This window comes from Dokdonia ponticola, assembly GCF_042653865.1.
GTDB classification, from domain to species: Bacteria; Bacteroidota; Bacteroidia; order Flavobacteriales; family Flavobacteriaceae; genus Dokdonia; species Dokdonia ponticola.
The window spans coordinates 50,694-75,786 of sequence record NZ_JBHSFV010000005.1; the positions used below are offsets into that span (position 1 = coordinate 50,694).

Below are 25,093 nucleotides of genomic sequence, written 5' to 3' on the forward strand. Positions count from 1 at the left end.
AGCGCCACTCATTATTGAGTGACGCTTTATTATGTAAGCATGTGATAATGCTTATATTCTTCTTGACTCTCCATTAAATAATGGAACAGTCATTGAGAAATTCTCTCCAAACGTTAATTTCTGCTCTTCAAGAATACCAAGGGCAATTTCTTCTCCCATAAGTATTGACTCATAATAGTCAGTGAAGTAATGTACTCCAGCCCAATCACGTCCTATAGAAATATTAGAACATAACTTGTTAAGTTCTCCTTCTACTGTAAGTTTTGCAATGTCATTATTACTGTCTAATACGGGTACTACACTTAATGATTGACCATTATCTACAGATACATAGGCAAGATTTGATGAATGAACTTTATCTATTGTAAGCCCTGGCTTTACTTTTTTAAGTACATTAAAATCTTCTTTCAATAATTCATCTTTAGGCACTACTTCAAGAAGATGACTATGATCAAAGAATGCTTTAAGGATGGTGACACAAGCTCCAGCGACTGTTGCGTGACCTGCTCCATAGGCAGGATGCATCGGAGATCCTTCACAGAAAGGCATCGGTAATAAATAATTTCCTGCCTCTCCATTCCTATCTGCTACAGCATCTAAAATTTTGCAATCTTTTAGGTTATCAAATAGCTCTCTTAAATCTGGAGCCATATGTTGTAATGTATCAATTTTAAACAATCTAGCAGCTAATGCTTCTGGACGTAAACGTCTGTGGACATTATATTTTTGGAAACGTACGGCTTTTAATGCACGTGTAGCTACCTCAGTGACTAATGATAAGATATGTGGACCTCCAAAATGCGCAAATCCTTGTTGATGATCAATTTTGTCATTTCCTTGGAAAGGAATTCCCGGATCAAATGGAGTACCATTTCCAAGAAGAATTAAACAGGCATTCAAATAGGCTTCATATAAAGCATCATAATGCACATATGTAGCAAGATCACGTGGTGTATAAATAAATCGACGACCTGCAGGTGTATTTCCAGGAAGGTACGTCTCAAGAGCTCCAACAGCGGCAGCATTTTGAACATCTAACCATTCCTCCCAAGTTTGCATATAATCCTGTCCAGGCGTTGCGGTACGCACACGCTGATTTACAGAAATACCTCCATATGTGATCAATCCATCTCTTGTTTTACGTTCTGCATCATTTCCATTAATTCCTGTGTTTCCTACTAAAAGGAATTGAGAAATGTAAGGTCCTATGTCATCACCAGGGGTGATACCTCTGTAGCCAGTTGCAGGAGTAGGACAAAAACGATCACATCTACGAATCTCTTCCTGTTCGTTTAATTTTAAAGGTATTTTTTCATTAAACCAATCCAATTTTTGTAATCTACTTGTTAATTCCTTCACTTTCTTTACATCGGCAAGCGTTGTGTCAAAAGCATTCAAAACAGCATTAGGAGAGATGTCTTTTTTGGGATCTAATCCAGCACCACATCCCATTACACCATTTGAAAATGCATGAAAAGGAACATCTCTTAATAAAGCTTGAGTATATACCTCCGCCATTTCACCTTCCAGTTCTTCACTTCCTAAGCGAGGAGCAGGAGGCATTGTGACTGCCTGAGCATCTGGTCCTTCAAGATCAAAGGCAAGTCCCGCACTTTGACTTTCCCAAGCACGTAATCCAACAGGTCCCCCATTATTACCTGTTTTTGCCTTTTCTGATAACCAATCTGGAAGCTTGCATTCATAACCTACATTTTCTTCACGCCCTAAGGGTGTATCTCTAAAATCTCTTTCATCACCACTATCAATGGCATTAATAAATTTTTGCACATTAAGTGGTGTGTTGACCAATCCTGTTTTTTCATTGTGAGGCATCCCTTTAGTGAAAGTCATTAAGTAAGAAGATTCTCCTTTTGAGATTCCATGACTATCAGCAGTATTTTGATCGTGTCTAAAACTTTGCTCATCTCCATTACTTATGTGCTGCGGATGCTCTCGATCGAACGCGAGTTGTGCTGCTTTTTGTCTTCTTTCAAGCGCTTCTTTCCTTCTGTAATTGTTCATTTTTTTTTGATTTAAATTAGTAATTCCCCATGTGTTATTTTATAACAGTGTAAAATTATAGTGTTGATTACTAATTTAATAGGGGTGTTTGCCCCTTTAGTGTAAAGTTGTTTGGCTAATTATGATACTTTAAAAAATATCTCAATAGGAGAAAATTATAAAAATGAGATGTAAAAAAAGTGCCACTCAGAAATGAGTGGCACTTTATCAATTAAGACACTATAAATACTTATATTCTTCTTGACTCTCCATTAAATAATGGTACTGTCATTGAGAAATTCTCTCCGAACGTTAATTTTTGCTCTTCAAGAATACCAAGGGCAATTTGCTCACCCATTAATATAGACTCATAATAATCTGTAAAGTAATGTACTCCTGCCCAATCACGTCCAATAGATATGTTAGAACATAATTTATTAAGTTCTCCTTCTACCGTAAGACTTGCAATTTTGTTATTACTATCTAATACAGGAACGACATCTAGTTTTTGTCCTTTCTCTACAGATACGTAGGCAAGATTTGATGAGTGAATCTTATCATCTGTGATTCCTGGTTTTACAATGTTGAAAACTTCTACAATCTCACCTTCTAACTCACTTTTAGGTACTACTTCAAGCTTATGACTGTGATCAAAAAATGCTTTAAGTATGGTAACACAAGCACCAGCGACTGTTGCGTGACCTGCTCCATAGGCAGGGTGCATAGGTGATCCTTCACAGAAAGGCATTGGTAATAAGTAATTACCTGCCTCTCCGTTTCTATCTTCAACAGCTTTAAGGATATCACATGCTTCTAAATTATCAAACATTTCTCTTAAATCTGGAGCCATGTGTTCTAATTCATTGATTCTAAAAAATCTTGCTGCTAATGCTTCTGGACGTAAACGTCTGTGTACATTATACTTTTGGAAACGCACGGCTTTTAATGCACGTGTGGCTACCTCTGTTACTAATGACAAGATGTGTGGCCCTCCAAAATGAGCAAATCCTTGTTGGTGATCTACTTTATCACTTGCTTGGAAAGGGATTCCCGGATCAAATGGTGTACCATTACCAAGAAGAATCAAACATGCATTTAAGTAGGCTTCGTATAAAGCATCATAATGCACATACGTAGCAAGATCACGAGGTGTGTAGATAAAACGACGGCCTTCAGGAAGATTTCCCGGAAGATACGTTTCGAGAGCGCCTACCGCAGCTCCATTTTGTACATCTAACCACTCTTCCCAAGTTTGCATATAATCTTGTCCTGGGGTTGCAGTTCGCACACGTTGATCTACAGAAATACCTCCATATGTGATCAATCCATCTCTGCTTAAACGCTCTGCATCATTTCCGTTAATTCCTGTATTTCCTACTAAAAGGAATTGAGAAATATACGGTCCTATATCATCACCAGGAGTAATCCCTCTATATCCAGTGGCAGGTGTAGGGCAAAAACGATCACATCTACGAATTTCTTCCTGATCATTTAATTTTAATGGTATTTTTTCATTGAACCAATCAAGTTTTTGTAGTCTCTTAGTAAGTTCGTTTACTGTTTTTACTGCATCAAGATTTGTATCAAAAGCTTTAAGTATAAAATCAGGAGAGATATCTTTTTTAGGATCTTGACCAGTTCCTAATCCCATAACTCCATTACTAAATGCATGAAAAGGGATATCTCTCAATAAAGCTTGGGTATATACCTCTGCCATTTCACCTTCTAATTCTTCACTTCCAAGAGCAGGAGCAGGAGGCATGGTTACTGCTTGTGCATCTGGTCCTTCAAGGTCAAATGCAAGTCCTGCACTTTGGCTTTCCCAAGCACGTAAACCTACTGGTCGTCCATTGTTTCCTGTTTGTGCTTTTACTGATAACCAATCAGGAACTACACAATTGTCTCCCACATTTTCTTCACTCCCTAATGGCGTATCTCTAAAATCTCTTACGTCACCACTATCTATAGCTCTAATAAATTTTTGCACATTATCAGGCGTGTTTACCAATCCTGTTTTTTCATTGTGCGGCATTCCTTTGGTAAACGTCATTAAATACGACGACTCTCCTTTTGAAATCCCATGACTTTCAGCAGTTTCTTGCTTGTGTCTAAAACTTTGCTCATCACCATTACTTATATGTGATGGATGTTCCCGATCAAACGCAAGTTGCGCGGCTTCTTTTCGTTTTGCCAACGCTTCTTTTCTTCTGTAATTGTTCATTTTTTTTGATTTAAATTAATTAATTGGCACACGTCCCTTACTAGTATCAGCACGTGTTATTATGATGTGTTTCATCATAAATTACAGAGTAAAAGTAGGTCAGATAAGGAAGAATTATGCTACTTTTTCAGGATTGAATCCGTAGTTTCAGTAGTTTGTAAAATTTAAAAATTAAAATGTAAGTTACTTTTAATGAAGCTATTGCAGTTTTATTTGTGTTTTGAAGATGTTCTTTTGTGGAAAGGGGATTGCAAGCGCCATTCAAGAATATACGATGCGTTATTGAAAGTAAAAAGTGCTAACTATTTTGGGATATGAAGGGACATTTTTCTATACGCTTTCGCGAAAGCGTATAAAGAATAATTAAAAATTAAATTTGAACTCATGAGAAGATACCGTGGATCTTTTTACAAGAAATACACACCTGTACATCAGCTTCTATAGCGACTAAAAAAATGTGTTCTATTTACTGATTTTACAGAATCTTTTAATAAAAAAGTTATGTTTTTGAAGCATTTTTATAAGGTCTCACAATAAGTCGTAGGCCATTATTATATCTAATGTAATTCCACAACCAATTAATGAAAACAACGACTCGGTTTCTAAAGCCAACGAGTAGCATAAGATGTACAAACATCCAAACGAGCCACGCAAAGATTCCTTGAAATCTAAATTTTCCAACTTCTACGACAGCTTTATTACGCCCTATAGTCGCCATCGATCCTTTATCGTTGTATATGAAAGGCGTTGCTTCTTTATTTTGCGCCAAGCGATTCAATGTTTTTGCAAGATAGGTGCCTTGTTGCATTGCCACAGCGGCTAGCATGGGTAAGCCTTCTGGATAGCGTTCAGATTTAATGAGTCCAGCATCACCAAGGATGTATATGTTTTCTACATCTTTTATTTTACAGAAATCATCAACGATAATCCGATTTCCTTTGCCTACATCTGCAGTAATCCCTTCTGGAAAATCTCCTTTAACCCCTGCTGCCCAGATAAGCGTGTCGGTTTTAAACGATTGGTCACCATCTGTAGTTACGAGATTGTCTTTGTAATCCTTTACAGAAGTTTTTGTCCAGATATGAACGCCCAATTTTTTGAGATCTGCAAACGCTCTTTCTGAAGATTCTTCGTGCATCGTTGCTAGGACAGCATCTGAGGCTTCTATGAGGTGTATTTTCATGAGCCGTAAATCGAGGTCAGGAAAATCTTTAGGAAGGATTTTGTTTTTGAGTTCGGCCAGCGCTCCTGCAAGTTCAACACCTGTTGGACCAGCGCCTACAATTACAAAATTCATGAGTTCTTCCCGTTTATCAAGATTAGTGCTGTTTAAGGCTTTTTCGAAATTACCTAGAATTTTAGAACGTAAGTCCAATGCGTCTGTAAGCGATTTCATAGGAAGTGATTCCTTTGCAATAGCATCATTCCCGAAGAAATTATTGGTAGCGCCAGTAGCAATAACCAACGTATCATATTTTAAATCTCCTATGTCTGTCTTAATACAGGAGTTTTGGGAGTCTACACGAGTAACATTAGCAAGTCTGTAGTAGGCATTCTGTTTTTTTTGTAAGACTTTCCGAATTGGGTAGGCGATGGAATCTGGCTCTAATCCAGCAGATGATACTTGGTATAAAAGCGGTTGAAAGGTGTGATAATTGTTTTTGTCAATGATGATGAGTTGATACCGGGTCGTATCTATCTTTTTTGCAACTTGAAGCCCTGCAAATCCTGCCCCGATAACAACGATTCTAGGCAAATCGATAGTGGGAATATTCATTCAAAAAGTTTGATATAAAGATACAAAATTGTTGAAAGATGTGCTATTGGTACTAGGGCATTCTTTGTTATTAATTCTCTTCTAATAGGACAGCTTCTATACTCAAAAGTTCTTGTACAAAACCCAACACCTCTATGAGGTCCCACTCAGGTTCCATTTGCTGTCTTATCATTGTTATGCTAATGGCACTTTCTTTGTTTAACTGCTCAATCAATTGTGAAAGCATAGGGTGTTTTTTTACCATTAAACGATGCCCTCTTGCAAAGAGTAAGGTCTCTTTTGGGTCTTGTTCATCCAGATAGATAGGGAATGCTTTTTTACCTTTGATGGAGAAATTTTCTGTAGGAGGGATGACAGTTCTTATCATATTTGATTTCCTTCGGATCCCTCCGTTACTTTTTAATCGCATTATTTTTCTTGCAAATGAAATCGCTATTTTTTGCTGAATTGATTGATAATCAATTACGGAGCTGAGTTCTTGAAAAGATGTATCTAAGGTTATAGGATTTGTGTACTCCGTTTGTGTATGAAGCGCTTCTTCTGATGTTTCTTTTATCAGTTCATTTTCAAACCGGTCTTTAGGCGGATTGATATAATCCAATACAAAACTCAAAGAAAACTCAGGGGTATTACCAACATGATAGACATAATGCGGAATAAACATGGCATCTCCAGGGGCTAATGCATAGACCTCTCCTTTTGGGAGCATCTCAGAGATGTTATGAAAAACTTCCGAGTTGTGTTCTATCGCATTGTATTTAGGATCATCCCAGGTGTAGAATTGTTTATTTCCAGGGCCTAGATGAAATAAAATACCATCCTCTCCCGTAGCCTCTTTATGGATTCCGAAAGGCGTAAAGCCATAATTTCCCATAAAAAAGAGAAAAGACAACCCATGAAGTGGTAATCCAGCCATTTCTAATAAAGGATGAACAGTGGTTGCTGCTTTTTCTGCAAAGGCATTGCTGTATTGTTCTAAACCAATCAGTACCATACCAAACTTCTGGTCACCAAAAATCTGTTCTGACCACTCCTCAAGATCACAGTCTAAGGTAGGCGGATTCGCAGCCATTTTCTCAATCATATCATTTCTGAGCTTGTGATCGATATAGACTTTTAAACCCATGTGAAGCTCTTCTTTATTCAGAAACCCTTGTAACACCTCTATAATCAATTGCTTAATCTCGATGATAGCTGTTTTTGGAATTAATTGTGTTGCTCTTGCAGGTTTGGTCAATTGTTGTGTATCTTGAATAAAAGTGTTCCAAGCGTTTGTGTTCATGCGTTATAATTTGTGTTTGATACGTACTATGTTTTTTAGATAACAAGAATCGTTAATCTTCAATCTTGTACACCACTGCTTGCCAAGCTCCGAGCATAAACTCTCTGTAGGTTTGATCATCTAAGATACGTCCGTTAGCAATTACTTTCACTTTTCTGTTGTAGGTGATATGCGATGGTACCGTGTAATTTACAGTGTCATCACTAAAATTAAGTAAGATCAAAAACCGATCATTACCCAGTGTTCGGGTGTAGGCATATATCTGCTCATGATCCAGATCTAGACATTCATATGCACCATAAACTAGCGCAGGGTTTGATTTCCTAACGATTGTGATTTTTCTAAAATAAGAAAGCACCGAATATTCTTCATCTTCCTGATGCGCCACAGAAACGCCGTTTTTGTAGTTCGGATTCACGCGTATCCATGGGGTAGCTTTTGTGAAGCCAGCATTTGGAGTGATGTCCCAATGCATGGGAGTTCGCGCGTTTTCTCTGGCAGCGTGTTGCTCACTTTCCATAAAGGCATTTAGATCACCTCCGTTATTTTTTACATTTTCATACCGATTGATAGTATTGATATCTCGATAATCCTGAATATCGGTAAAACGGACATTAGTCATTCCGATTTCGTCACCTTGATAAAAATAAGGCGTGCCGCGCATGGTTAATAAAAAGGTGTGAAGTAGGGTAGCGCTATTTTTCCAATGTTCGGGACTGTCATTTCCCCAGCGACTCACAGACCTAGGAAAATCGTGGTTTGCCAGAAATAAGCTGCCCCATCCCGCTTTCGCGAAAGCGGCATCCCAATCACTAAATACTTTTTTAAATTCTGAGAGTTTCCATCTATCCTCTCTCATAGTAAACACCTCACCTGGTTTACGGTCTAGAGACATCAGGTCAAAGTGGAAAAACATATCCATCTCTTTGCGGTCTTCATGCACAAAATCCAATGCCTGATCGATATGAATACCAGGGCCTTCGCCCACAGTAAATGCATCGTATTTGGAGATCACTTCGCGGTTGAGTTCGTTGAGGTATTCATGCACTTTAGGACCGTTGGCGTAATAGGCAATAAACTCATGAGGTTCGGTGGCGTCAATTTCTGGATAGGTGGTATCCTTGCTTATAAACGGGATCACATCCATACGGAAACCATCCACGCCTTTTTGAAACCAGAAATGCATCATTTCGTAAATTTCGCTGCGTACCTGCGGATTTTCCCACTTAAGGTCGGGTTGCTTTACAGCGAAATAATGTAAGTAATAGGCATCGGTTTGGGCATCGTATTGCCAGGCATTTTCTTCTACATCAAAATAGCTCCATCGTTTGGGAGGCGTCCCTTTTTCAGCGGGCCACCAGTGAAAATAATCACGATATGGATTTTCACGCGAGGATCGAGATTGTTGAAACCATTCGTGTTCATCACTACAATGGTTTACAACCAAATCCATGACTAGACGCAGGTTGAGAGCTTTCATGCCCGCAAGTAGTTGGTCAAAATCAGCCATGGTGCCAAACTCAGTCATGATGGTACGATAGTCTCGAATGTCATAACCATTATCATCATTGGGCGAATCATACACGGGATTGAGCCAAATAATATCAACACCCAAACTTGCGATGTAATCTAGTTTTTCAATAATTCCCTGTAAGTCGCCTATCCCATTTCCAGTCGTATCCTTAAAACTCCTAGGATATATTTGATAGACAATGCCTTCTTTCCACCATGTTTGATTCATACGTTATTTTAGTACTAATTTAGGGAAAAGGAATTGAAAAAAGAGCATGTAGACGATGGTAGATTTCTAGGTATGCGCTTTCGCGAAAGCGTAAAATAAATCTATTTCATAAGTAAGGTGTAAACGGTATTATATAGGGTCTCAAAATATTGTTCTTCATTGATTTGTTATAGAGAAGGTCAAGATGGATTTAACCCGCATTATACATTACGAGGTTCTAATGTATACTGCGGGTTTAAGAAGTAGTGAGGAAAAATCATAAAAAAAAGGTGCTCATAACAAGCACCTTTTCTGAATAGAATTTCAAAATATTAGATTTTAAAAAACTTAGCGACATGTTTTTCTCCTTCACTTTCTACTTGCATGAAATACATTCCTTTTGAAAGGGAACTAATATTGAGGGATGTTGAAGATTCAAGTTTTTTGGTCATAATCAGTTTACCATCGATTGCAAACACTTTTACAGATAGATTAGATGCGTTTTCTAAATTAATCGTAATAAAATCTGTAGAAGGATTAGGGTACAACTGCAACGGATTTGCCGTTGGGATATCAAGATCTTCTACCGAAAGGCTTTCTTCTTGAATTCTGTAAAGTGCCGCCGTCGAGTAGAATAATGGAGCATTCCAATTAATCGTTACTTCATTGGAAGAGTATGAACACCAGGTATCTACATACGAACGAGCAGGATCGGTGCTTGGATAGCCAGGGCAGCCATCTTGTTGTCCTGAATGCGGACCTCCAGCAAGCATGCCAGGTACAGCATCTGCTACCGTATCTGCTTCAGAAATCCTATGATGTGGATGGTTCATGGATAGGTCGCCAAAACCACTCACAAAACAGTAGCCCGTCGCATTACGCCCTAATAAATAATCTGAGGCTGTAAATGCGGCATCCAGAAAACTCTCATCTCCATCAATTTGATACGCTAGTAGTAATAACATCATTTGATTTCCAGCTTGGCCATTACTTCCCCAGTTATAATCACCAGCGCCCATCGCAACACGCATAGCACTGTTATTGACTTTATCTTTTAATTCATTGGCTGTTTCTAAAAACTTTGCAGTAGCCCCATCGACATCTACGTCTTCAGCAAGTTGATCTCCATTGGCAATGATAGAAATAAGTGCTAGTGGTGCTGTATAGCCCCAAAAAGGGATACCGTTGCCTATGGCTTCTACGTCAATATCGTTTGCATATATTTGATCATTTGTCGTAATGAAAAGTTCTACGGCTGCCCATTGAAACTCATCTGTTACATTGGTATCTCCATATTCTCCTGTAAATACATCATCAGGTTGATCATAATACACTGTAGGATTAGCTTGCGCCCAACTATAGGCACTTTCTGATGCAGCGATAAGTTGTGCGCTATACCCTGGGAGTTGTGCTTCGTATTGCGCATAGATGCGTGATGCCATGGCAGTGACGGCTGCAAAATTGAGCGCAGCTGCCGTTGATTTCTGAACTACATATCGATCTGCAGTATACTCTGCTGGCATAATGATTCCTTGAAAGTTTAATCCTGTGAGTTTGTGATATACCCCTCCATCATTAGGATCTTGCATGGCTAACATCCAGTCTAAATTCCATTTTATTTCATCTAAAATATCCGGAATATCATTAGAGGTTTCAGGAATATCATAGGCTTTTGTTTCAAAATAATCAGGGTAATGCTCAAAGGCAGCAAGGAGTGTATAGGTACTGATACCGCTATTGACAATATATTTATTATAATCTCCTGCATCATACCATCCTTTTGGAGCAGATAGAATAGTCCCTTCAGGACGTGCATCTGATGCTGCCGAAGAATGAACTAAGACTTCTGTATCTGGTAAGCCAAGTGGTCTTGCATAGTCACCTCCATATTGCGTAGTGATTTCTGTAGAAGCTCTGTTGTAGTAATAATACTTAAAGGCGGCTTCGCTTAAGGCTTCATATACATTTTCGCTTACGCTAAATTCAGCTTCTTTCTCGTCAACTACAATCACATAAGTACCTTCTGTACTAATTTCTGAAACATCTATGGTTGCGACATACTCTTGAGATTCATTCCAAAGTTGTGTTGTAGAGGTCATTCCAGAAGCCACAGTTTCTCCATCAGCATCAAATACGGTATAGGGTAATGGATCGAAATCCGTTGCAGAGGTGAGGTTGATTAGTTTTTCTCTATTTAAGTGGTATCCAACTTGATTGTATCGTATATTTTTTCCTGCTGGAAGTGCATCTTCTAGCGGTTGTCCTATGGATATCCAATCAATATCAATCACCCCTTCATACCCCCCTGTGGCATCGTTTACATAAAATAAGAGATTGGTGATTGTTGTAGGATCTACCGCACAAGGCGCATCTGCTGCATCGCAAGGCGTTCCGCCAAATCCTCCATCTAGAAAATCTCCATCAAAATCTAATGTATAAATAAAATAATCTTCTGTAAAGGTCGCTGCACTTGCTTGCAGATTGGTTACATAACCTGCGGCATCTTTCATGTCAATTCGAAACGAAGGCATATTGGTAGCTTTTGCTTTGATATAGAGTTGTGGAGCCGAAGAAAGATCAAATGACATGGCCACACCCATTTCGTGTAAACTGTATTCAAACGCATTATAAGCTCCAGCCGTACCATTGGCAACAATATTCAAATGGCTGTCTACAAGAGATACAGTGTACGCATCATTTGACTCTGTTGTTAAAAAGTCATCAAATTGATCACTGTATAAAAGTGCTGCTTCTTCTTGGGCTTCCAAAGGTTCCCCTACAGAGATCCAATCAATTTCAATCGTTCCATCATAACCACCCGTAGCATCGTTAACGAAGAATACAAGATTAGCAATGGTAGATGGATCTACGGGGCATGGTGCATCTGCTGATTCACAAGGGCTACCTCCATAACCTCCATCTAAAAAATCACCTGTAAAATCTAATGCGTAGATGCCAAAACTATCATCTAAAGTCACAGCATTGGCTTGTAGATTTGTTACATAGCCGGCTGCGTCTCTCATATCTATTCGAAACGAGGGTGTATTGGTGCCTCTTGCTTTTATATACAATTGCGGATTTGAAGAAAGATCAAAATCTTGTAATACGCCCATGTCGTGTAAGTCATATTCAAACGCATTGAAAGCCCCTGCCGTGCCATTTCCTACAATATTTAAATTGCCATCTACTAGGCTAGACGTGTAGGCTCCATTTGACTCTGTAGTCAGAAAGTCATCAAATTGGTCACTGTATAACAGATCAGTATCTTCCTCTTCCAGAGGTTCTCCTATCGAAATCCAGTCGATTTCAATAGTTCCATTATAGCCTCCTGTAGCATCATTTACAAAAAACACAAGATTTGTTATAGTTGATGGATCAACAGGACAAGGAGCATCTGCAGCTTCACATGGACTACCTCCAAAACCGCCATCACTAAAATCGCCTGTAAAATCAAGTGTATAAATAGCAAAATCTTCCGTTAGAGAAGCAAAATTTGCGGAAAGATTCGTTACATAGCCTCCAGCATCTTTTACGTCTATTCGTAATACGCCAGGTCCATTGGCTCTTGCTTTTATATACATCTGTGGACTAGAGGTCATGTTAAAAGTGGTAGGAGTTCCTGCATCATGTACGTTATACTGAAAGGCATTAAAGGCCCCTGCGGTACCATTTCCAACAATTTTAAGATTTCCATTTTCAAGACTTACGTCGTAGGCACTGTTGGACTCAGTGGTCAGCACGCCATCGAATTGATCACTGTAAATGACTTGAGCGTTTGTGAACAGACTAAACATCCCTGCAAGGATGAGGGTGTAGTAATACTTTTTCATACTGTTTGATTTTTTTTAAGTAGTTTTTATTTCTTTTAAGCTATACTGTTCTGTTGTGGTACGGTAAAGTTATAAAATCAAATTGAAAAATTACTTTCTATTTCGATTTTTTTTATTTCTTTTTTGAATACGCGTTTGGATGTATCCTTCTGTTATCATATGAATTAAGCTTTTATTCATACGATAGTGGTATTATATATTTATTAAATCACTAGATTATAAAAGACAGGTGTATTGCTTTCGTAGTGGAGTGTTGTTTTTTGCTTTCATACTTTGGCCTAGCTCAGTATAAACTTCTGCGTCACCGTGTTCTTAGAAAGCTTAAAAAGGCAGGAGAGATGTATTCTGAAATCAAAATCAAAATCAAAATCGAATTTGAAGTTGAAACTTAAAATAGTTGCTTTAGAGATCCTTATTAAAGTTTATTCAGAGATTGTCTAGAGATAGAGAGGATTTGGCGATTAAGTTATTGAGATTTGGAGCTAGTGATTTGAGGTTTTTAAAATAGAATCAGAAATCTCCAATCCCCAATCAAAAATCGTTAATCCTCAATCCATCTGATTTTCATTAAATGCACTTGGGAGTAATTTGGGGATAAATTTCACCAAAATAGGAAGTAAGATGGTACCACCCGGAAGCAAGAAAATAGCTAATGAAGGCACGGTTTTGCAAATGTCTAGCAATTGGTTTTTAACCACTTTTTTCTCATCTTCAGTAAGGTCGCGTACAGTGGAATTGCCTAATAAAATCACCAAATCCTTACTTTGTGTAATCTCTTTGATCAGGCGTTTTTTATTACGTAGGATCAATGTAGACACCGTTCGCGTGGTTTGATTATAAAAATGCATCACCGGATTACTGTAATTAAGATATGCAATATCTTCTTTATGTTCTGAGATAAAAGTAGCTACAGCTTTTAAGGAAGCTTCCTTACTATCGTTAGGAATCCGAAGAATTTGGGATACCTCGTTCATAAATACTTCCTCATGCGGGTCTATTTGCTCATCATCCCATAGGGATAAAGCACACAGGTCTAGTAGATAGAGTTGCTCTAACGGTTGTGACACAACAGCATTTTGTATGTCTTTTAAAGTACGAGCATCACTTTTTATAGTAGTATTGTATCGGATAGAGCTTTCAAAAAGCTTAATCAAAAGCTCGTTGTAATGATCTTTGTTTTCTTTTTGTTTTAAGGCGAGCCAGACAATCTGCGTAAGGTTCTTTTCTAGATCAATTGCATACGGCAACGGGTCTTCTCCTGAAATGAGGTAATGATCAAAGCTCAGTACATCTATAAATAAGAGTGCATTGGTAATAATATGGCTAAAATTCTTTTTAAAGAGCGTCTCATTCGTTTGAATCCGTTCTTGGATGATCTTCTCTAGGATTCTATAGTTAGCATCTGTAGAACTACCTAATTGTATAGGAGGACCTCCTTGCTTTTTATTAAGTTCGCTATAAAAAGAAATCATACTCTTGATAGCATCTGTAGCACTCCCATTTTCTATACAATCAAAATAGGTAAATGTTAAGGCGTCAAAAAGGTTAACTTTTGTTTTCTCTTCTTCGGTCCATTTAAGCTGCTCGCTCTCCTCATCACATAAGGTTTTGATAGAAGTACCATATATAAAACCATTCATTCTAAGCTGGTAATACATTTCCGCCTCATCCATGGGATGTGCCTTCATAAACGAGATGAAGTAGGGTAAATGTTTTTTTATCCAGCCTAGGGCAGATGGGTTCATACGTTTGTAACTTTATCACAAATGTAATTCAATTGTGAAGAGATTCTTTTTCTAAAAGATTAAATAATGCCTAGTTTTAGATTAAAAAAAGCTCAGCATGATGATGCTGAGCTTTTTGTTTATACACATATAAGGTATAGTAGCCTTATACATATACTATATCAAAACTTAATTAGTTTACTGCGTTTCCTAACTCAGAACCAGCTTTGAATTTTACTACATTTTTAGCAGCAATTTTGATAGTTTTACCAGTTTGTGGATTTCTTCCTTCACGAGCGTTACGCTTAGATACAGACCAAGATCCAAAACCTACTAGAGAAACACGTCCTCCTTCTTTAAGTGTTCCTTCAACGTTTCCTAAGAAAGACTCTAATGCTTTTTTTGCAGCTGCTTTTGTAATTCCTGCGTGCTCCGCCATTCCATCAATTAATTCTGATTTGTTCATAATGTAAATTTTAATTAATTATTGTTAGTTAAACTGTGTGTTTAATTCTGTAACAAATTTATACGTAATATCCACTCATGCAAGTAATAGCAAGGGAAATCAGTGATTTTGTTAATAAATCAGGGCGATTGTTAATAAAGAGGGTACTTTTTGGGGTATTCTGTTAGCCCAATGATAGTGCGGGTTTAGCGCATTTTAGCATTTTCGTCAAAATGATACCCGTTTAAAAGTGCCTTTACATCCATTTTTCGCTTCCCAGGAAGTTGTATTTCGGTAATTATTAGGTATCCATTTAAGGTAGTGACTTTTAGGTTTCCGTCTTCTATTTGAATGGTTCCTAAAGAGGATGTTGCAACTGTTTCTTCTACTTTATCTACGATTTGGGATTCTGCTTTTGTGTTTTGACTTGGCGCTTCGACAGGCTCAGTGTGTCCCTGAGCATAAACTTCAGCACCATAAATTTTAATACGCTCTTCTTTATCTTGGTTGATGAGGTAGCACCAAGCTCCTGGATAGGGACTCAAACCTCGGATATGATTATGAATGGTTTGGATTGGAGCTTCCCAATCTATTTTTGTATTTTCTGGATACAGTTTATATGCTGTTTTCAGATCGCCCGATTGTGGTTGTATGTGTGTCGTGACCTGATTTTGTGCAATGGCGTCGACCGTCTTAGTAACCAATCCTGCTCCAAGATGCATCAACCGATCATGTAGGCTGCCTGCGTTTTCGTTTTCGCCTATCGCAAGACGTTCTTGAAAAATCACAGCGCCCGTATCTATTTTTTCATCTATAAAGAAGGTCGTTACGCCTGTTTCTTTTTCTCCGTTCATAATCGCCCAATTAATAGGAGCGGCACCGCGATATTGCGGAAGGAGGGATGCATGGAGATTAAATGTACCATATTCTGGCATTTGCCAAACTGCGGCAGGCAACATACGAAACGCCACTACGATTTGCAGATTGGCTTGTAAGGCTTCTAATTCCTTCAAGAAGTCTTTATTTTTAAGATTGGTCGGTTGTAAGATGGTCAATCCTTGGGATTCAGCATATACTTTGACAGCGCTCTTACGCAATTTCTGACCGCGTCCTGCAGGTCGATCTGGTGCGGTAATAACCCCTACAATGTTGTATTCTTGGGTCACTAAGGTTTCTAATATCGTAGCGGCAAAGTCGGGAGTGCCCATAAAAACAATGCGTATATCTCTCATAATAATGTATAGGTATTTGTAGACGTAAGTGTAATCTTTTTCTGGTCTAAAAGCAATTGCAGTGCCGTAATTATTTCGGTTTCTGGATAAGGCAGATCACAGAGTTGGCGAGAGTTTTGTTGCTTTCGCGAAAGCGAATCCAAAATGGCTTGCGTTACCGAAACCGCTGGTTTGTTATGGGTGTTTTGTGTGAGACAGACATCGCATCTGCCACAAGGGATTGTCGCGTCTTCTTCAAAATAAGCAAGCAATTGAATGGTTCTGCACACCTTATTATTGTTTACATAGTTTTTGATGGTTTCTATTTGTTGCTTTTTAAAAGTAGCTTGTATCTTTATATTGCCTGCAATCACATGAATGGTACGGTCGTCTTCTCTGGGAACTAAAAAAGTGAGTGCTGTATCATAACTCTGATGCTCGTAGGTGATGATGTCATCTTTGGCAAGCATTAGCAATGCATCATGTACCTTATCTATTGAGCTACCTGATTTATTAGCAATCACACTATAATTAATCGTAACGACTTGTTCAAAAATACCGCCGTAGGTACGGAGGATCGTTTTTACAATCGTGTCCCATTGTGGGTTTTTAATTAGATAATACGTCAGGGCAATATCTGTGACATTAAAGGTAACGGTGGCTTTTTTTGTAAATTCTTGTGACAGGCTAATCACGCTATTACGATCTAGGGCTAATAGCGCATTATACGTTCGCATGGTAGGCAGGGAATAGGTCTGACAGAAATGACTAAAATTAAACCGATGATCACTTTCTTCTCCTTCTCCGTAGGGAATTTGGAAGTAGTTATTTAACCGATTGTAGATTTCTTTGACAAACGAAACGGTAGGAATCACCTGCAAAAACTGATTGTTCAATCGGATGATGTCATTCTCATTATATATAAGGACAGCTTGTGCGGGTTGTCCGCTTCGTCCGGCACGTCCTGATTCCTGAAAGTAGTTTTCGAGACTATCAGGAATTTCTAAATGTACTACAGTATCTACATCTGCTTTATCGATGCCCATGCCAAAGGCATTGGTGCTCACCATAATTTGAGTTTTATTATCACGCCAGTCTTTATAATGTTTGTGTCTGTCTTCTCGGGACATCCCTCCATGATAAAATGTAGCGGTCATCCCTCGGCTTTTTAAAAATTGAGCGGTTGCGATGGTTGCTTTTCTATTACGAACATAGATAATAGCACTTCGAGTCGTTTTTTTTAGGATTTGCTCAAGGCGAAAATTTTTATCTGTACTATGAATAAGGGTATAGGTTAGGTTTTCTCTGTGGTACGACCCTTTGCAGAGTAACGGATCGGTGAGTTGTAATTGTTCGGTAATGTCTTGCATCACTTTGGGGGTAGCGGTTGCCGTGAGCGCTATGATGGGAGCGTTGGGTTTTATTTCGCGTAAGCGGGCAATTTTACAATAGGCAGGTCTAAAATCATGCCCCCATTGTGAGATACAATGTGCCTCATCTACGGCAATCAGGGAGACATTCATTTGTTTGATGCGTTCTACTACGAGTTCTTGCTGAAGCCGTTCTGGCGATACATACAAAAGTTTGTAATTACCATAAATACAATTATCCAAGAGAGCGTCTAGGTCGCTGTATTTGATGCCGCTTGTAATCGCAAGGGCTTTGATGCCTTTTTCTTGAAGGTTAAGCACTTGATCTTTCATGAGCGCAATAAGCGGGGATACGACAATAGCAATACCTTCTTTGGCGATGGCTGGGATTTGATAGCATAGGGATTTTCCTCCACCAGTAGGCAGTAATGCAATGGTGTCTTTGCCGTTTAAAACACTCTGTATACTATCTTCCTGTAAAGGTCTAAAGGAGTCAAAACCCCAATAGGTTTTTAATATGTCTTTTGGGGATTGTATCAATCCTTTAATGTATTTATAATAAATTCAGCTCTTGTGGCAACATCATTTTTTGGAACCTCGATAGGTGTGTAGCCATAGGTATGATAGGTGGCTAGCAAATATTCTTGAATTTTTTGAGCTTGCTCAAAACTTTCATACCGCTCTGCATCGGTCTCGTGGATTTCTTGCCATACAGGCAATACAAAAACAAGGTCGTACCTATAGTTTTTACAGTCGTTTATAAACTCTTGTGTGTAGGTCTGTCCAATATAATCCATGTATGCCACAGTGTCAGGAATGCCTCGGTCTAAGAATACATATTCGGTATCAAACGTAGTTACTTCTTGATGTTGCTGTATACGAGCGTCTTTTAATAACTGACTGAACAATAGCGGCTTTTCAAGAAAAAGTTGATCTATACCCTCACTTTGTGCCTTTTTTATGACGTGTCTAGAGATTTCATCTAGGCAAGGATATCCGAGTGTTTTTAGGTGGTTGATCAGGGTTGTTTTTCCCGTGGATGGCCCCCCTATGAGTAAAATGCTTTTTGGCATAAAAATGGTACTAATTTGCACAAAATTAGGCAAACCAAGACGAACAACAAATTTATATGATGTCTTATCTTTGCTAACTTAACTACAGGATATGAGTCCAGATAATAAAACCGACGCATTTTACAAAAAATTAAAAGAGCAACTGAGCGATACCTCTATATGGCCAGGTCCTTATTTGTATAAGTTTATAGTGCCTTCTGATGCTGCAAAAATCAAACAAATAGAAGATATTTTTGATCACACAGGTGCTGTGATTAATAGAAAGCAATCTCGTACAGGAAAATACACCAGTGTTTCTGTAAATGTACGTATGAAAGATCCCGATGCCGTGATTGCAAAGTATAAGGAAGTAGGAGAGGTAGAAGGGGTGATTTCTTTATAACCTTATTTTTTAGATATATAAGCAGGTGTCGTTAACAACGACACCTGCTTTTTTTGTGTTATAATAAAACAAATTATTTTTACAAAAGCTGAAAAGAGTGGTTTTACACAGGCCACCACTAAAGAACATATTTTAGCAGAATCAAATTTGTCTCTGATTTTCTAACCCACCTTCACCTTCTCCTGTTTATACCAGATGTATGAATATACAAGCGGTATAATCGTAATAATGGCGGTGATCACAAAAAATACAATAAAGTTTTGGGATTGTGCGAGTAAAAGGGTGGATACGATAATCAACAATCCGCCACCAACCCATAATTTTCCTGCAAGACGATGCGTTTTTTTCCACACGGTCGTATTTTCTAACGTCCAAGGTGTACGCAATCCTACAAAATAATTGGGCTTTACGGAGGGTAAATAATTTCCTAAAGCAGTAAAAAACACCCCTAATAAGATAAAGAGGATTTTAGGGCTTGACATGGATTGTTGCTGTGATGCGTACAAAATATATAATCCTAATGTGGTTAAAAATAACACTGTGATAAACTTAAGCTGGTAAAACTTAGCTCCCATTTGTTTGATTTGCCCTTTAGGGTCAATTTTAGGAACAAGACTCAATAATACATATCCTAAAAATCCAGTGGCAAACGGAATAATCCAAAGCATATTTTTTGATCCCCAACCGTCTATTTCTCCTTGTAAATTCCAGTGCGTAGGCACGGTTTCAGGTAAATCGGCATACAAATATCCTAAATAAAGGAACGGTAAGATAACAATAACAAGCAGCGGAATTTCTTTACGTACATTCATAATCATAGTCTTTAATTGGTTAGTTTTTTAAGTGTATAATCCATTGCATGACTTCTTCCAAAATCGTGGTGTTAAGACTATATGTGACATATTGCCCTTTTTTTACACTGCTTACGAGATTGGCTTGTTTTAATAAATCAAGATGATGTGAGATACTGGGTTTTGAAATATCAAAAGATTCGGCAATCTCTCCGGCGGTCAGATCCTTTTCTTTTAAGAGTTGGAGAATCTCTCGTCGGGTTTCATCATTGAGTGCTTTAAATAGTTTATTCACGTAATTAAGTATTTAGACAAATATCTAATTAATAGACGTAACATTCAACTATTTGTTACATTTTTAAGTAAAAATTTGATTCGGGGCGTTGTGATAACCGCTGTGAGAGCTTTTGGTTATTGGGTTTCTGCTCCTACCTGCAAGACACTAAAATTACAGTGTTAAAGTACGGTTGAGCCTGTTTTTGGCACCTTAACACTTTAGAAAGATTAATACGATAAGTATCCAACAAGCGAATAAAAGTAATGCACCTTTCGCCATGGCGTATCATTTGAAGAAATATCTCAAATTCACTCAAAAACGCGTAAAAAGTGGGGTAGGAAAGAGACTTTTATCTGGATTTTACAAAATCACTTGTGATAAGCGATTTTGGGTTGATATAAACGTTTTTAAAACCAGGACTTAATACGAGATGGCGTAAAAAAAGCCTCGGTAGCGAGGCTTATAATGCGTCATTTTTATCAGAATTATGGACTTGTGCAACGGTTACCGTTGTTGTGCGTAGTGTTTTATTCGACCAGTCTTGGCGTAAAAGAATCACCATCATTATCTAAAGTTAAATAAGTGAAATTGAGATTTTTTAATTCACAATATTTCAACACAATTATATGGCCATCTATAGGATAATATTTTTTTGAGTTATCCTTTTTCTTGCCTTTTTTACTTATAACACTATCGTCATTTAGTTTTCGTCTTTGCGCATTGGTTAAACTAATGGTCTCAAGTCCATTGTTTCCATTAAGTTCATAGTCAACTAAAATTCCATCATACAAATATGAAAATCCATTGATTTCTATTATTGCATCTACAAAAACAAGTTCTATATCCTCAACTGTATCCTCATCTAATGTTATCTCTGCTCTCGGAAAGTCAAAAAACTCTCCTTTTAAAATGTAATGCCAAGAATTTTGAAATCTGAAAAACTTATATAACCTATCCCACTTTTCCTTTCTAACAATCTTTTTGAGCCAATAGCCACCTGCTCCAGCGACAATAAACATTGTGAGATTATAAAACAGTATTTTTACGGAATTATCTTGTAAATTTTGAAAAGATATACTTGAAGGTTGTTGCGAAACTATATCGCCCAAAACAAAAAGGTCTACTTGTTGCCCGAATATTTTAACTATAAAGTACCATACAAAGTGAAAGAATAAACTCGGTAAAATAGTTGATATAAAAACTCCAAAAAATGTTTCCTTAAAATATTCTTTTGAAAATTCTTCAGAATAGTAAAATCTTCTAAATAAAATGCCAGGTACTAATAAAAAGAATAAAACTAATGTAGATAAAGCTATACTCACTAAGCGTTTTCTAGTTTCTTAGTTGCCAATTCTATTTTTTTTTCTGTTTCAGCAGACAATTTAAATGAAGTTTTACCAGTATTTCGTATTGCACGAACAGCTCTAGCTAATTTGACAGAATCTTTTGGACTACTAATAATGATACTAACTCTTTTACTTGTTAGAGCTGAGTCAGAATGTCTGAGGGTAATAACCCTTTTGTCTATATGTTCTTTTTTTCTGTTCATATTAATTTAATAATATATTTTAAATGTACTACAATTTTCGCTCCGAAATGTTTTTTATCTCTTTTTTATTTAACGTTGCAGTTATTTTTTCAGAGGAAACGGGTGTTTTTATTACGCACAACGTTCTATGTGTATGGCGAATGAAGTTCATTTGCAAGTATACGTAAAATTTTGAATTGGTTTATTATTAGCTAGATGCAAATTTATTTTTGGTGTTATACTGTAAGCTTCCCTAGAAAAAGGTCATTGTATGAATTACAAACGTCAGAGTAGAGTCGAACCTGTTTTTGGAACCCTAACGTAGTTTATGGGGCTTAAGAAGATCAATACCATAGGTATCCAACAAGCCAATAAAGTCATGCCCCTCTCAGCCATGGCGTATCATCTGAAGAAGTATCTCAAATTCACTCAAAAAAAAGTGAAAAGTGGGGTAGGAATGGGGATTTTGTCTGTGTTTTATAAAATCACTTTTGATAAACGATTTTGGGTTGATATAAACGTTTTTAAAACCAGGACTGAATACGAGATGGCGTAAAAAAAGCCTCGGTAGCGAGGCTTATAGTGAGTCGTTTTTATCAGAATTATGTACTTGTGCAACGGTTACCATTGTTGGCAATAGTTATTTTGCACTTTTTTCTCTATTCTCGTCTTTATGCAATATCTGAAGATTATTTTTTTCATCATCTCCACCTGTTGCTAATGAGTCAATATGGTCAACTTCAATATCATCTCCAACAAAAACAGGTGCACCAGAAAAAGGACTAATATTATTTTGTTCTTTTATAAATTCTCTTTTTTCTTTTTCGGTTAATTTTAATTTTCTCTCCTGCTTTTTATATTTATCCTTTAAGTCTGAAATCATTTTGCTGAAAACTTCAAAGCCATTATTCTTTTCTTGATTTTCTAGTGGAATGTCTTTCATATAAGAGAAAATGTCAATAATTTCATTTTTCAAATTAATTCTATGATGTTTGACCATTTCAAAATTAATATCGTTTAAGACAAACCATAAAATATAGAAGTCTTGCATTGTTCGTCTAAAGAACTTATTTTCTTTATTAGCTTTAAAAAGAGTATCTAATTCAGCTTTAAGAAATTCTTGTATTTCAACATCCACATCTCTATCAATAAGAACGAATTTCACCTTTTTGACAAAAGATTTAATATTTTTAACTGATTTAAAGTAATTTTTTTTAGCATCATCATTTTCGCTTACTTCTTGAAAGACTGAAGTAATTGTTGCTTTATTACCGATTCTAGCATTTATACGGTCAGTTTTTTGAAAGATATCTAAACCTTTATAAGAATTTGAATGATTCAATGAATAGTCCAAATAAATTAAGGAAGTTAATAGTTCTTCACTTTCCATTCTATCTCTATCTGATTTTCTGGATAGTTGTTTTAAATAAAACCAAGGTTTTAAGTCAGAAGTTAATTTTTTAATTTCATCAATTATTGAGTTATCAACCCAACTGTTCCACATCTCAAATGAGTTTACTCTAATTGGATATGGTTTGTCATTTAGTCTTATAAATAAATCAATTGGGTCAAAATGAGGGTTTTGGTTTTCGTCTATCTCTATAATGTACAATTGAAAATCAAGAATTTTCCCTTGTTGTTCATCTGTAAGGTCTGAGAATTTACTACCATCTAATTCTTTTAAAATCCTAAGTTTTCTAAGGTAGAAGCTATGGTTTTTAGAAACTGTTAATTCGTCATTTTCACTCAAATATTTTTCGCCAATAAAACCTAAAATAGTTAAAAGTCTTTGCTGTCCATCAATTACTTCATTTATACCATCATTTCTCTTAAATACAAATATTGGTGGAAGTTTAATATCTAATAATATACTCTCTATTATTGAAGAAGCTTTTGTTGGATTAATGACTTCTTGCCTTTGATAAGATGGTCTTACAAGGAATCTTCTACGTTGCATTGTTCTTACAATATCATCAATCGAATTTCTAGAAGGCTCTGGTTTATTTAACCTTAAACTTTCTAATTCAGACAATGCCGTTGTTGTGTCTTTAGGCTTTCTAAGTTCTTTAAGCTCTTCTTTCTTATCTGAATCTGCAACAATATAAATGTCAAGATTTTTTTTGGAAAATTGACTTAAAAAATTTGTTGTAGCATTAAATCTTGCTAAAACTATTTTATTGAATTGATAATCTTCTGTTGAGTATTCTGATATATGTTCATTAATATAATTTGAAGCTTTTACTATAAAGTCGTTGTCAAAATTAATACTAATATTCTCCTGGTCTAAAACACCTAAACCCCAAAGAATTGTTTCTAGAGCAAGTCTATTATTTTTTAAATGATTGTTTTCAGAATATTCTTTAATTTTTGAAATGTAATCTAATTTTTTTAGAAAATCTGAAATAACTAATTTGCAATCGTCAGTGTTATTTGAAAACACTTCATAAAGTAAAGTCAAAATCTCAGTTCTCCCACCACCACTAGCATAGGACTTTATTGGGTACATTGGAAGAATTAAAAATCTTCTTATAAATGACATAATATCCTCAACCGGTGGATTGTCTTTTTTATTTTTTGTTGGTTTAAAAAAGGTATTATATATTTTTTTCCGTAATGCTAAGTCATTATTTAAGATATCCTTAAATTCATTTGAAAGTTCATCTTCGTCATATTTTGCATTATCAACTTCTGATTTCTTTAGAGGTGTTATACCAGTATTATACCTTGAAAAAATTTCTTTTTTTACTCTATCAGCTAAATAGTCGTCTAAAGGTGGTTCATTGACAAGAGTGAAGTTTATTATCCTAATTTTTGCATCAAGAAAGTTGTCTAAAATTTCGTTATCAGTTTTTGCTAATTCACTAAATGTTTTTTTTCCTAATTGTCTTAATATTTTTAAGCCTTTTGTGCTTAATGAAAATTGATTATCCATAAACCTAAGGATAGTCTCGAACCTCTGTCTTCCATCAATTATTTCAATATTTTTATTATTATCAAAGAAAATTAAAGGCGGAACTTCTGTTCCAATTAAAATACTTTCGATGAAGTATGTGGCTTTATTATTATCCCAAACATAATTTCTTTGATAGTACGGTTTATAATCAATTCTGTTTTTAAGTCGAGGACTATATAAACTATCAATCGATTGAGAATAAGTTTCAATTTTTAAATGCTGTTTGAATATTTTCTCAAAAAGTTGTTCTTTGTTCTCCATAGTTTGTTTTAATTATGCCTAACTAGTATATATCATTACCTCTATCCTAATTTGATAGAAGGCTATTTTTTCTCAAATGTAATTGAATTTTTAAATAATAGGACTGTAGTTTGCTGTTATTTAGGTGCTTTGTTTGATTTTAAACTGCTTCTACCGTTTACAAACGACTTCAAATATGTATAACGTTTGTAATTGGAACGAAATGTACCCACTCTCAAACACAAAACCGTACGGAAACACGTAAACA

At 36.6% G+C, this 25,093-nt stretch carries 18 protein-coding genes; 2 read left to right on the forward strand and 16 right to left on the reverse strand.

Features of this window, described 5'->3' with window-relative positions; translation table 11 throughout:
• Positions 1-51: 51 nt before the first annotated feature.
• From ACFO3O_RS09575 to ACFO3O_RS09625, 11 genes are all read right to left on the reverse strand, one after another.
• Positions 52-2,022 (reverse strand): vanadium-dependent haloperoxidase, encoded by a 1,971-nt coding sequence (locus tag ACFO3O_RS09575; protein WP_379978382.1) that lies wholly within the window; start codon positions 2,020-2,022, stop codon positions 52-54.
• Between the two features lie 229 nt (positions 2,023-2,251).
• Positions 2,252-4,222 (reverse strand): vanadium-dependent haloperoxidase, encoded by a 1,971-nt coding sequence (locus tag ACFO3O_RS09580; RefSeq protein WP_379978383.1) that lies wholly within the window; start codon positions 4,220-4,222, stop codon positions 2,252-2,254.
• Positions 4,223-4,721: 499 nt separating this feature from the next.
• Positions 4,722-5,999 (reverse strand): NAD(P)/FAD-dependent oxidoreductase, encoded by a 1,278-nt coding sequence (locus ACFO3O_RS09585; RefSeq protein WP_379978384.1) that lies wholly within the window; start codon positions 5,997-5,999, stop codon positions 4,722-4,724.
• 70 nt (positions 6,000-6,069) lie between these two features.
• Positions 6,070-7,281 (reverse strand): RNA methylase, encoded by a 1,212-nt coding sequence (locus tag ACFO3O_RS09590; protein ID WP_379978385.1) that lies wholly within the window; start codon positions 7,279-7,281, stop codon positions 6,070-6,072.
• Positions 7,282-7,333: 52 nt separating this feature from the next.
• A complete protein-coding gene (locus ACFO3O_RS09595) occupies positions 7,334-9,022 on the reverse strand; it encodes a glycoside hydrolase family 13 protein (RefSeq protein ID WP_379978386.1) in 1,689 nt (562 codons plus the stop codon).
• A gap of 311 nt (positions 9,023-9,333) precedes the next feature.
• Complete coding sequence (locus ACFO3O_RS09600) at positions 9,334-12,831, reverse strand: glycoside hydrolase family 9 protein (RefSeq protein ID WP_379978387.1); 3,498 nt, start codon at positions 12,829-12,831, stop codon at positions 9,334-9,336.
• 548 nt (positions 12,832-13,379) lie between these two features.
• Complete coding sequence (locus ACFO3O_RS09605) at positions 13,380-14,576, reverse strand: LETM1-related biofilm-associated protein (RefSeq protein WP_379978388.1); 1,197 nt, start codon at positions 14,574-14,576, stop codon at positions 13,380-13,382.
• Positions 14,577-14,748: 172 nt separating this feature from the next.
• Positions 14,749-15,021 carry an HU family DNA-binding protein gene (locus tag ACFO3O_RS09610; protein ID WP_299208393.1) on the reverse strand — a complete coding sequence of 91 codons (273 nt, stop codon included), beginning with the start codon at positions 15,019-15,021 and terminating at the stop codon, positions 14,749-14,751.
• Between the two features lie 185 nt (positions 15,022-15,206).
• Positions 15,207-16,232 (reverse strand): methionyl-tRNA formyltransferase, encoded by a 1,026-nt coding sequence (gene fmt, locus ACFO3O_RS09615; protein WP_379978389.1) that lies wholly within the window; start codon positions 16,230-16,232, stop codon positions 15,207-15,209.
• The gene (locus tag ACFO3O_RS09620; protein ID WP_379978390.1) at positions 16,229-18,121 is read right to left on the reverse strand and encodes a RecQ family ATP-dependent DNA helicase; all 1,893 of its coding nucleotides are present in this window, start codon (positions 18,119-18,121) and stop codon (positions 16,229-16,231) included. Before ACFO3O_RS09620 ends, fmt begins: the two co-directional genes overlap by 4 nt.
• The gene (locus ACFO3O_RS09625; protein ID WP_379978391.1) at positions 18,118-18,654 is read right to left on the reverse strand and encodes an AAA family ATPase; all 537 of its coding nucleotides are present in this window, start codon (positions 18,652-18,654) and stop codon (positions 18,118-18,120) included. The genes ACFO3O_RS09620 and ACFO3O_RS09625 overlap by 4 nt, the downstream gene beginning before the upstream one ends.
• A gap of 91 nt (positions 18,655-18,745) precedes the next feature.
• Between ACFO3O_RS09625 and ACFO3O_RS09630 the strand changes: the two genes are divergently transcribed.
• Positions 18,746-19,036: a DUF493 family protein gene (locus tag ACFO3O_RS09630; RefSeq protein WP_379978392.1), complete on the forward strand. Its 291-nt coding sequence runs from the start codon at positions 18,746-18,748 to the stop codon at positions 19,034-19,036.
• A 161-nt stretch (positions 19,037-19,197) separates the two neighbouring features.
• Here the strand turns inward: ACFO3O_RS09630 and ACFO3O_RS09635 are convergent, their stop codons facing one another.
• From ACFO3O_RS09635 to ACFO3O_RS09650, 4 genes are all read right to left on the reverse strand, one after another.
• Positions 19,198-19,848 carry an SdpI family protein gene (locus ACFO3O_RS09635; RefSeq protein WP_379978393.1) on the reverse strand — a complete coding sequence of 217 codons (651 nt, stop codon included), beginning with the start codon at positions 19,846-19,848 and terminating at the stop codon, positions 19,198-19,200.
• 19 nt (positions 19,849-19,867) lie between these two features.
• Positions 19,868-20,122, reverse strand: coding sequence for an autorepressor SdpR family transcription factor (locus tag ACFO3O_RS09640; protein ID WP_379978394.1), 255 nt, complete (start codon positions 20,120-20,122; stop codon positions 19,868-19,870).
• A 509-nt stretch (positions 20,123-20,631) separates the two neighbouring features.
• Entirely contained in the window at positions 20,632-21,426 is a 795-nt protein-coding gene (locus ACFO3O_RS09645) for a hypothetical protein (RefSeq protein ID WP_379978395.1), read from the reverse strand.
• Entirely contained in the window at positions 21,426-21,653 is a 228-nt protein-coding gene (locus tag ACFO3O_RS09650; protein WP_379978396.1) for a hypothetical protein, read from the reverse strand. The genes ACFO3O_RS09645 and ACFO3O_RS09650 overlap by 1 nt, the downstream gene beginning before the upstream one ends.
• A 307-nt stretch (positions 21,654-21,960) precedes the next feature.
• On the opposite strand from ACFO3O_RS09650, the gene ACFO3O_RS09655 reads away from it, so the two are divergent.
• A complete protein-coding gene (locus tag ACFO3O_RS09655) occupies positions 21,961-22,188 on the forward strand; it encodes a hypothetical protein (RefSeq protein ID WP_379978397.1) in 228 nt (75 codons plus the stop codon).
• Between the two features lie 84 nt (positions 22,189-22,272).
• Here ACFO3O_RS09655 and ACFO3O_RS09660 read toward each other — a convergent pair whose 3' ends face one another.
• Positions 22,273-24,846 (reverse strand): GmrSD restriction endonuclease domain-containing protein, encoded by a 2,574-nt coding sequence (locus ACFO3O_RS09660; protein ID WP_379978398.1) that lies wholly within the window; start codon positions 24,844-24,846, stop codon positions 22,273-22,275.
• Positions 24,847-25,093: the final 247 nt, after the last annotated feature.

What these genes read in the sequence shown, in the direction of transcription:
- ACFO3O_RS09575 (WP_379978382.1), bottom strand. Translation starts at nt 2,022, where the DNA reads ATGAACAATTACAGAAGGAAAGAAGCGCTTGAAAGAAGACAAAAAGCA.
- ACFO3O_RS09580 (WP_379978383.1), bottom strand. Translation starts at nt 4,222, where the DNA reads ATGAACAATTACAGAAGAAAAGAAGCGTTGGCAAAACGAAAAGAAGCC.
- ACFO3O_RS09585 (WP_379978384.1), bottom strand. Translation starts at nt 5,999, where the DNA reads ATGAATATTCCCACTATCGATTTGCCTAGAATCGTTGTTATCGGGGCA.
- ACFO3O_RS09590 (WP_379978385.1), bottom strand. Translation starts at nt 7,281, where the DNA reads ATGAACACAAACGCTTGGAACACTTTTATTCAAGATACACAACAATTG.
- ACFO3O_RS09595 (WP_379978386.1), bottom strand. Translation starts at nt 9,022, where the DNA reads ATGAATCAAACATGGTGGAAAGAAGGCATTGTCTATCAAATATATCCT.
- ACFO3O_RS09600 (WP_379978387.1), bottom strand. Translation starts at nt 12,831, where the DNA reads ATGAAAAAGTATTACTACACCCTCATCCTTGCAGGGATGTTTAGTCTG.
- ACFO3O_RS09605 (WP_379978388.1), bottom strand. Translation starts at nt 14,576, where the DNA reads ATGAACCCATCTGCCCTAGGCTGGATAAAAAAACATTTACCCTACTTC.
- ACFO3O_RS09610 (WP_299208393.1), bottom strand. Translation starts at nt 15,021, where the DNA reads ATGAACAAATCAGAATTAATTGATGGAATGGCGGAGCACGCAGGAATT.
- fmt (WP_379978389.1), bottom strand. Translation starts at nt 16,232, where the DNA reads ATGAGAGATATACGCATTGTTTTTATGGGCACTCCCGACTTTGCCGCT.
- ACFO3O_RS09625 (WP_379978391.1), bottom strand. Translation starts at nt 18,654, where the DNA reads ATGCCAAAAAGCATTTTACTCATAGGGGGGCCATCCACGGGAAAAACA.
- ACFO3O_RS09630 (WP_379978392.1), top strand. Translation starts at nt 18,746, where the DNA reads ATGAGTCCAGATAATAAAACCGACGCATTTTACAAAAAATTAAAAGAG.
- ACFO3O_RS09635 (WP_379978393.1), bottom strand. Translation starts at nt 19,848, where the DNA reads ATGAATGTACGTAAAGAAATTCCGCTGCTTGTTATTGTTATCTTACCG.
- ACFO3O_RS09650 (WP_379978396.1), bottom strand. Translation starts at nt 21,653, where the DNA reads ATGAACAGAAAAAAAGAACATATAGACAAAAGGGTTATTACCCTCAGA.
- ACFO3O_RS09655 (WP_379978397.1), top strand. Translation starts at nt 21,961, where the DNA reads ATGGGGCTTAAGAAGATCAATACCATAGGTATCCAACAAGCCAATAAA.
- ACFO3O_RS09660 (WP_379978398.1), bottom strand. Translation starts at nt 24,846, where the DNA reads ATGGAGAACAAAGAACAACTTTTTGAGAAAATATTCAAACAGCATTTA.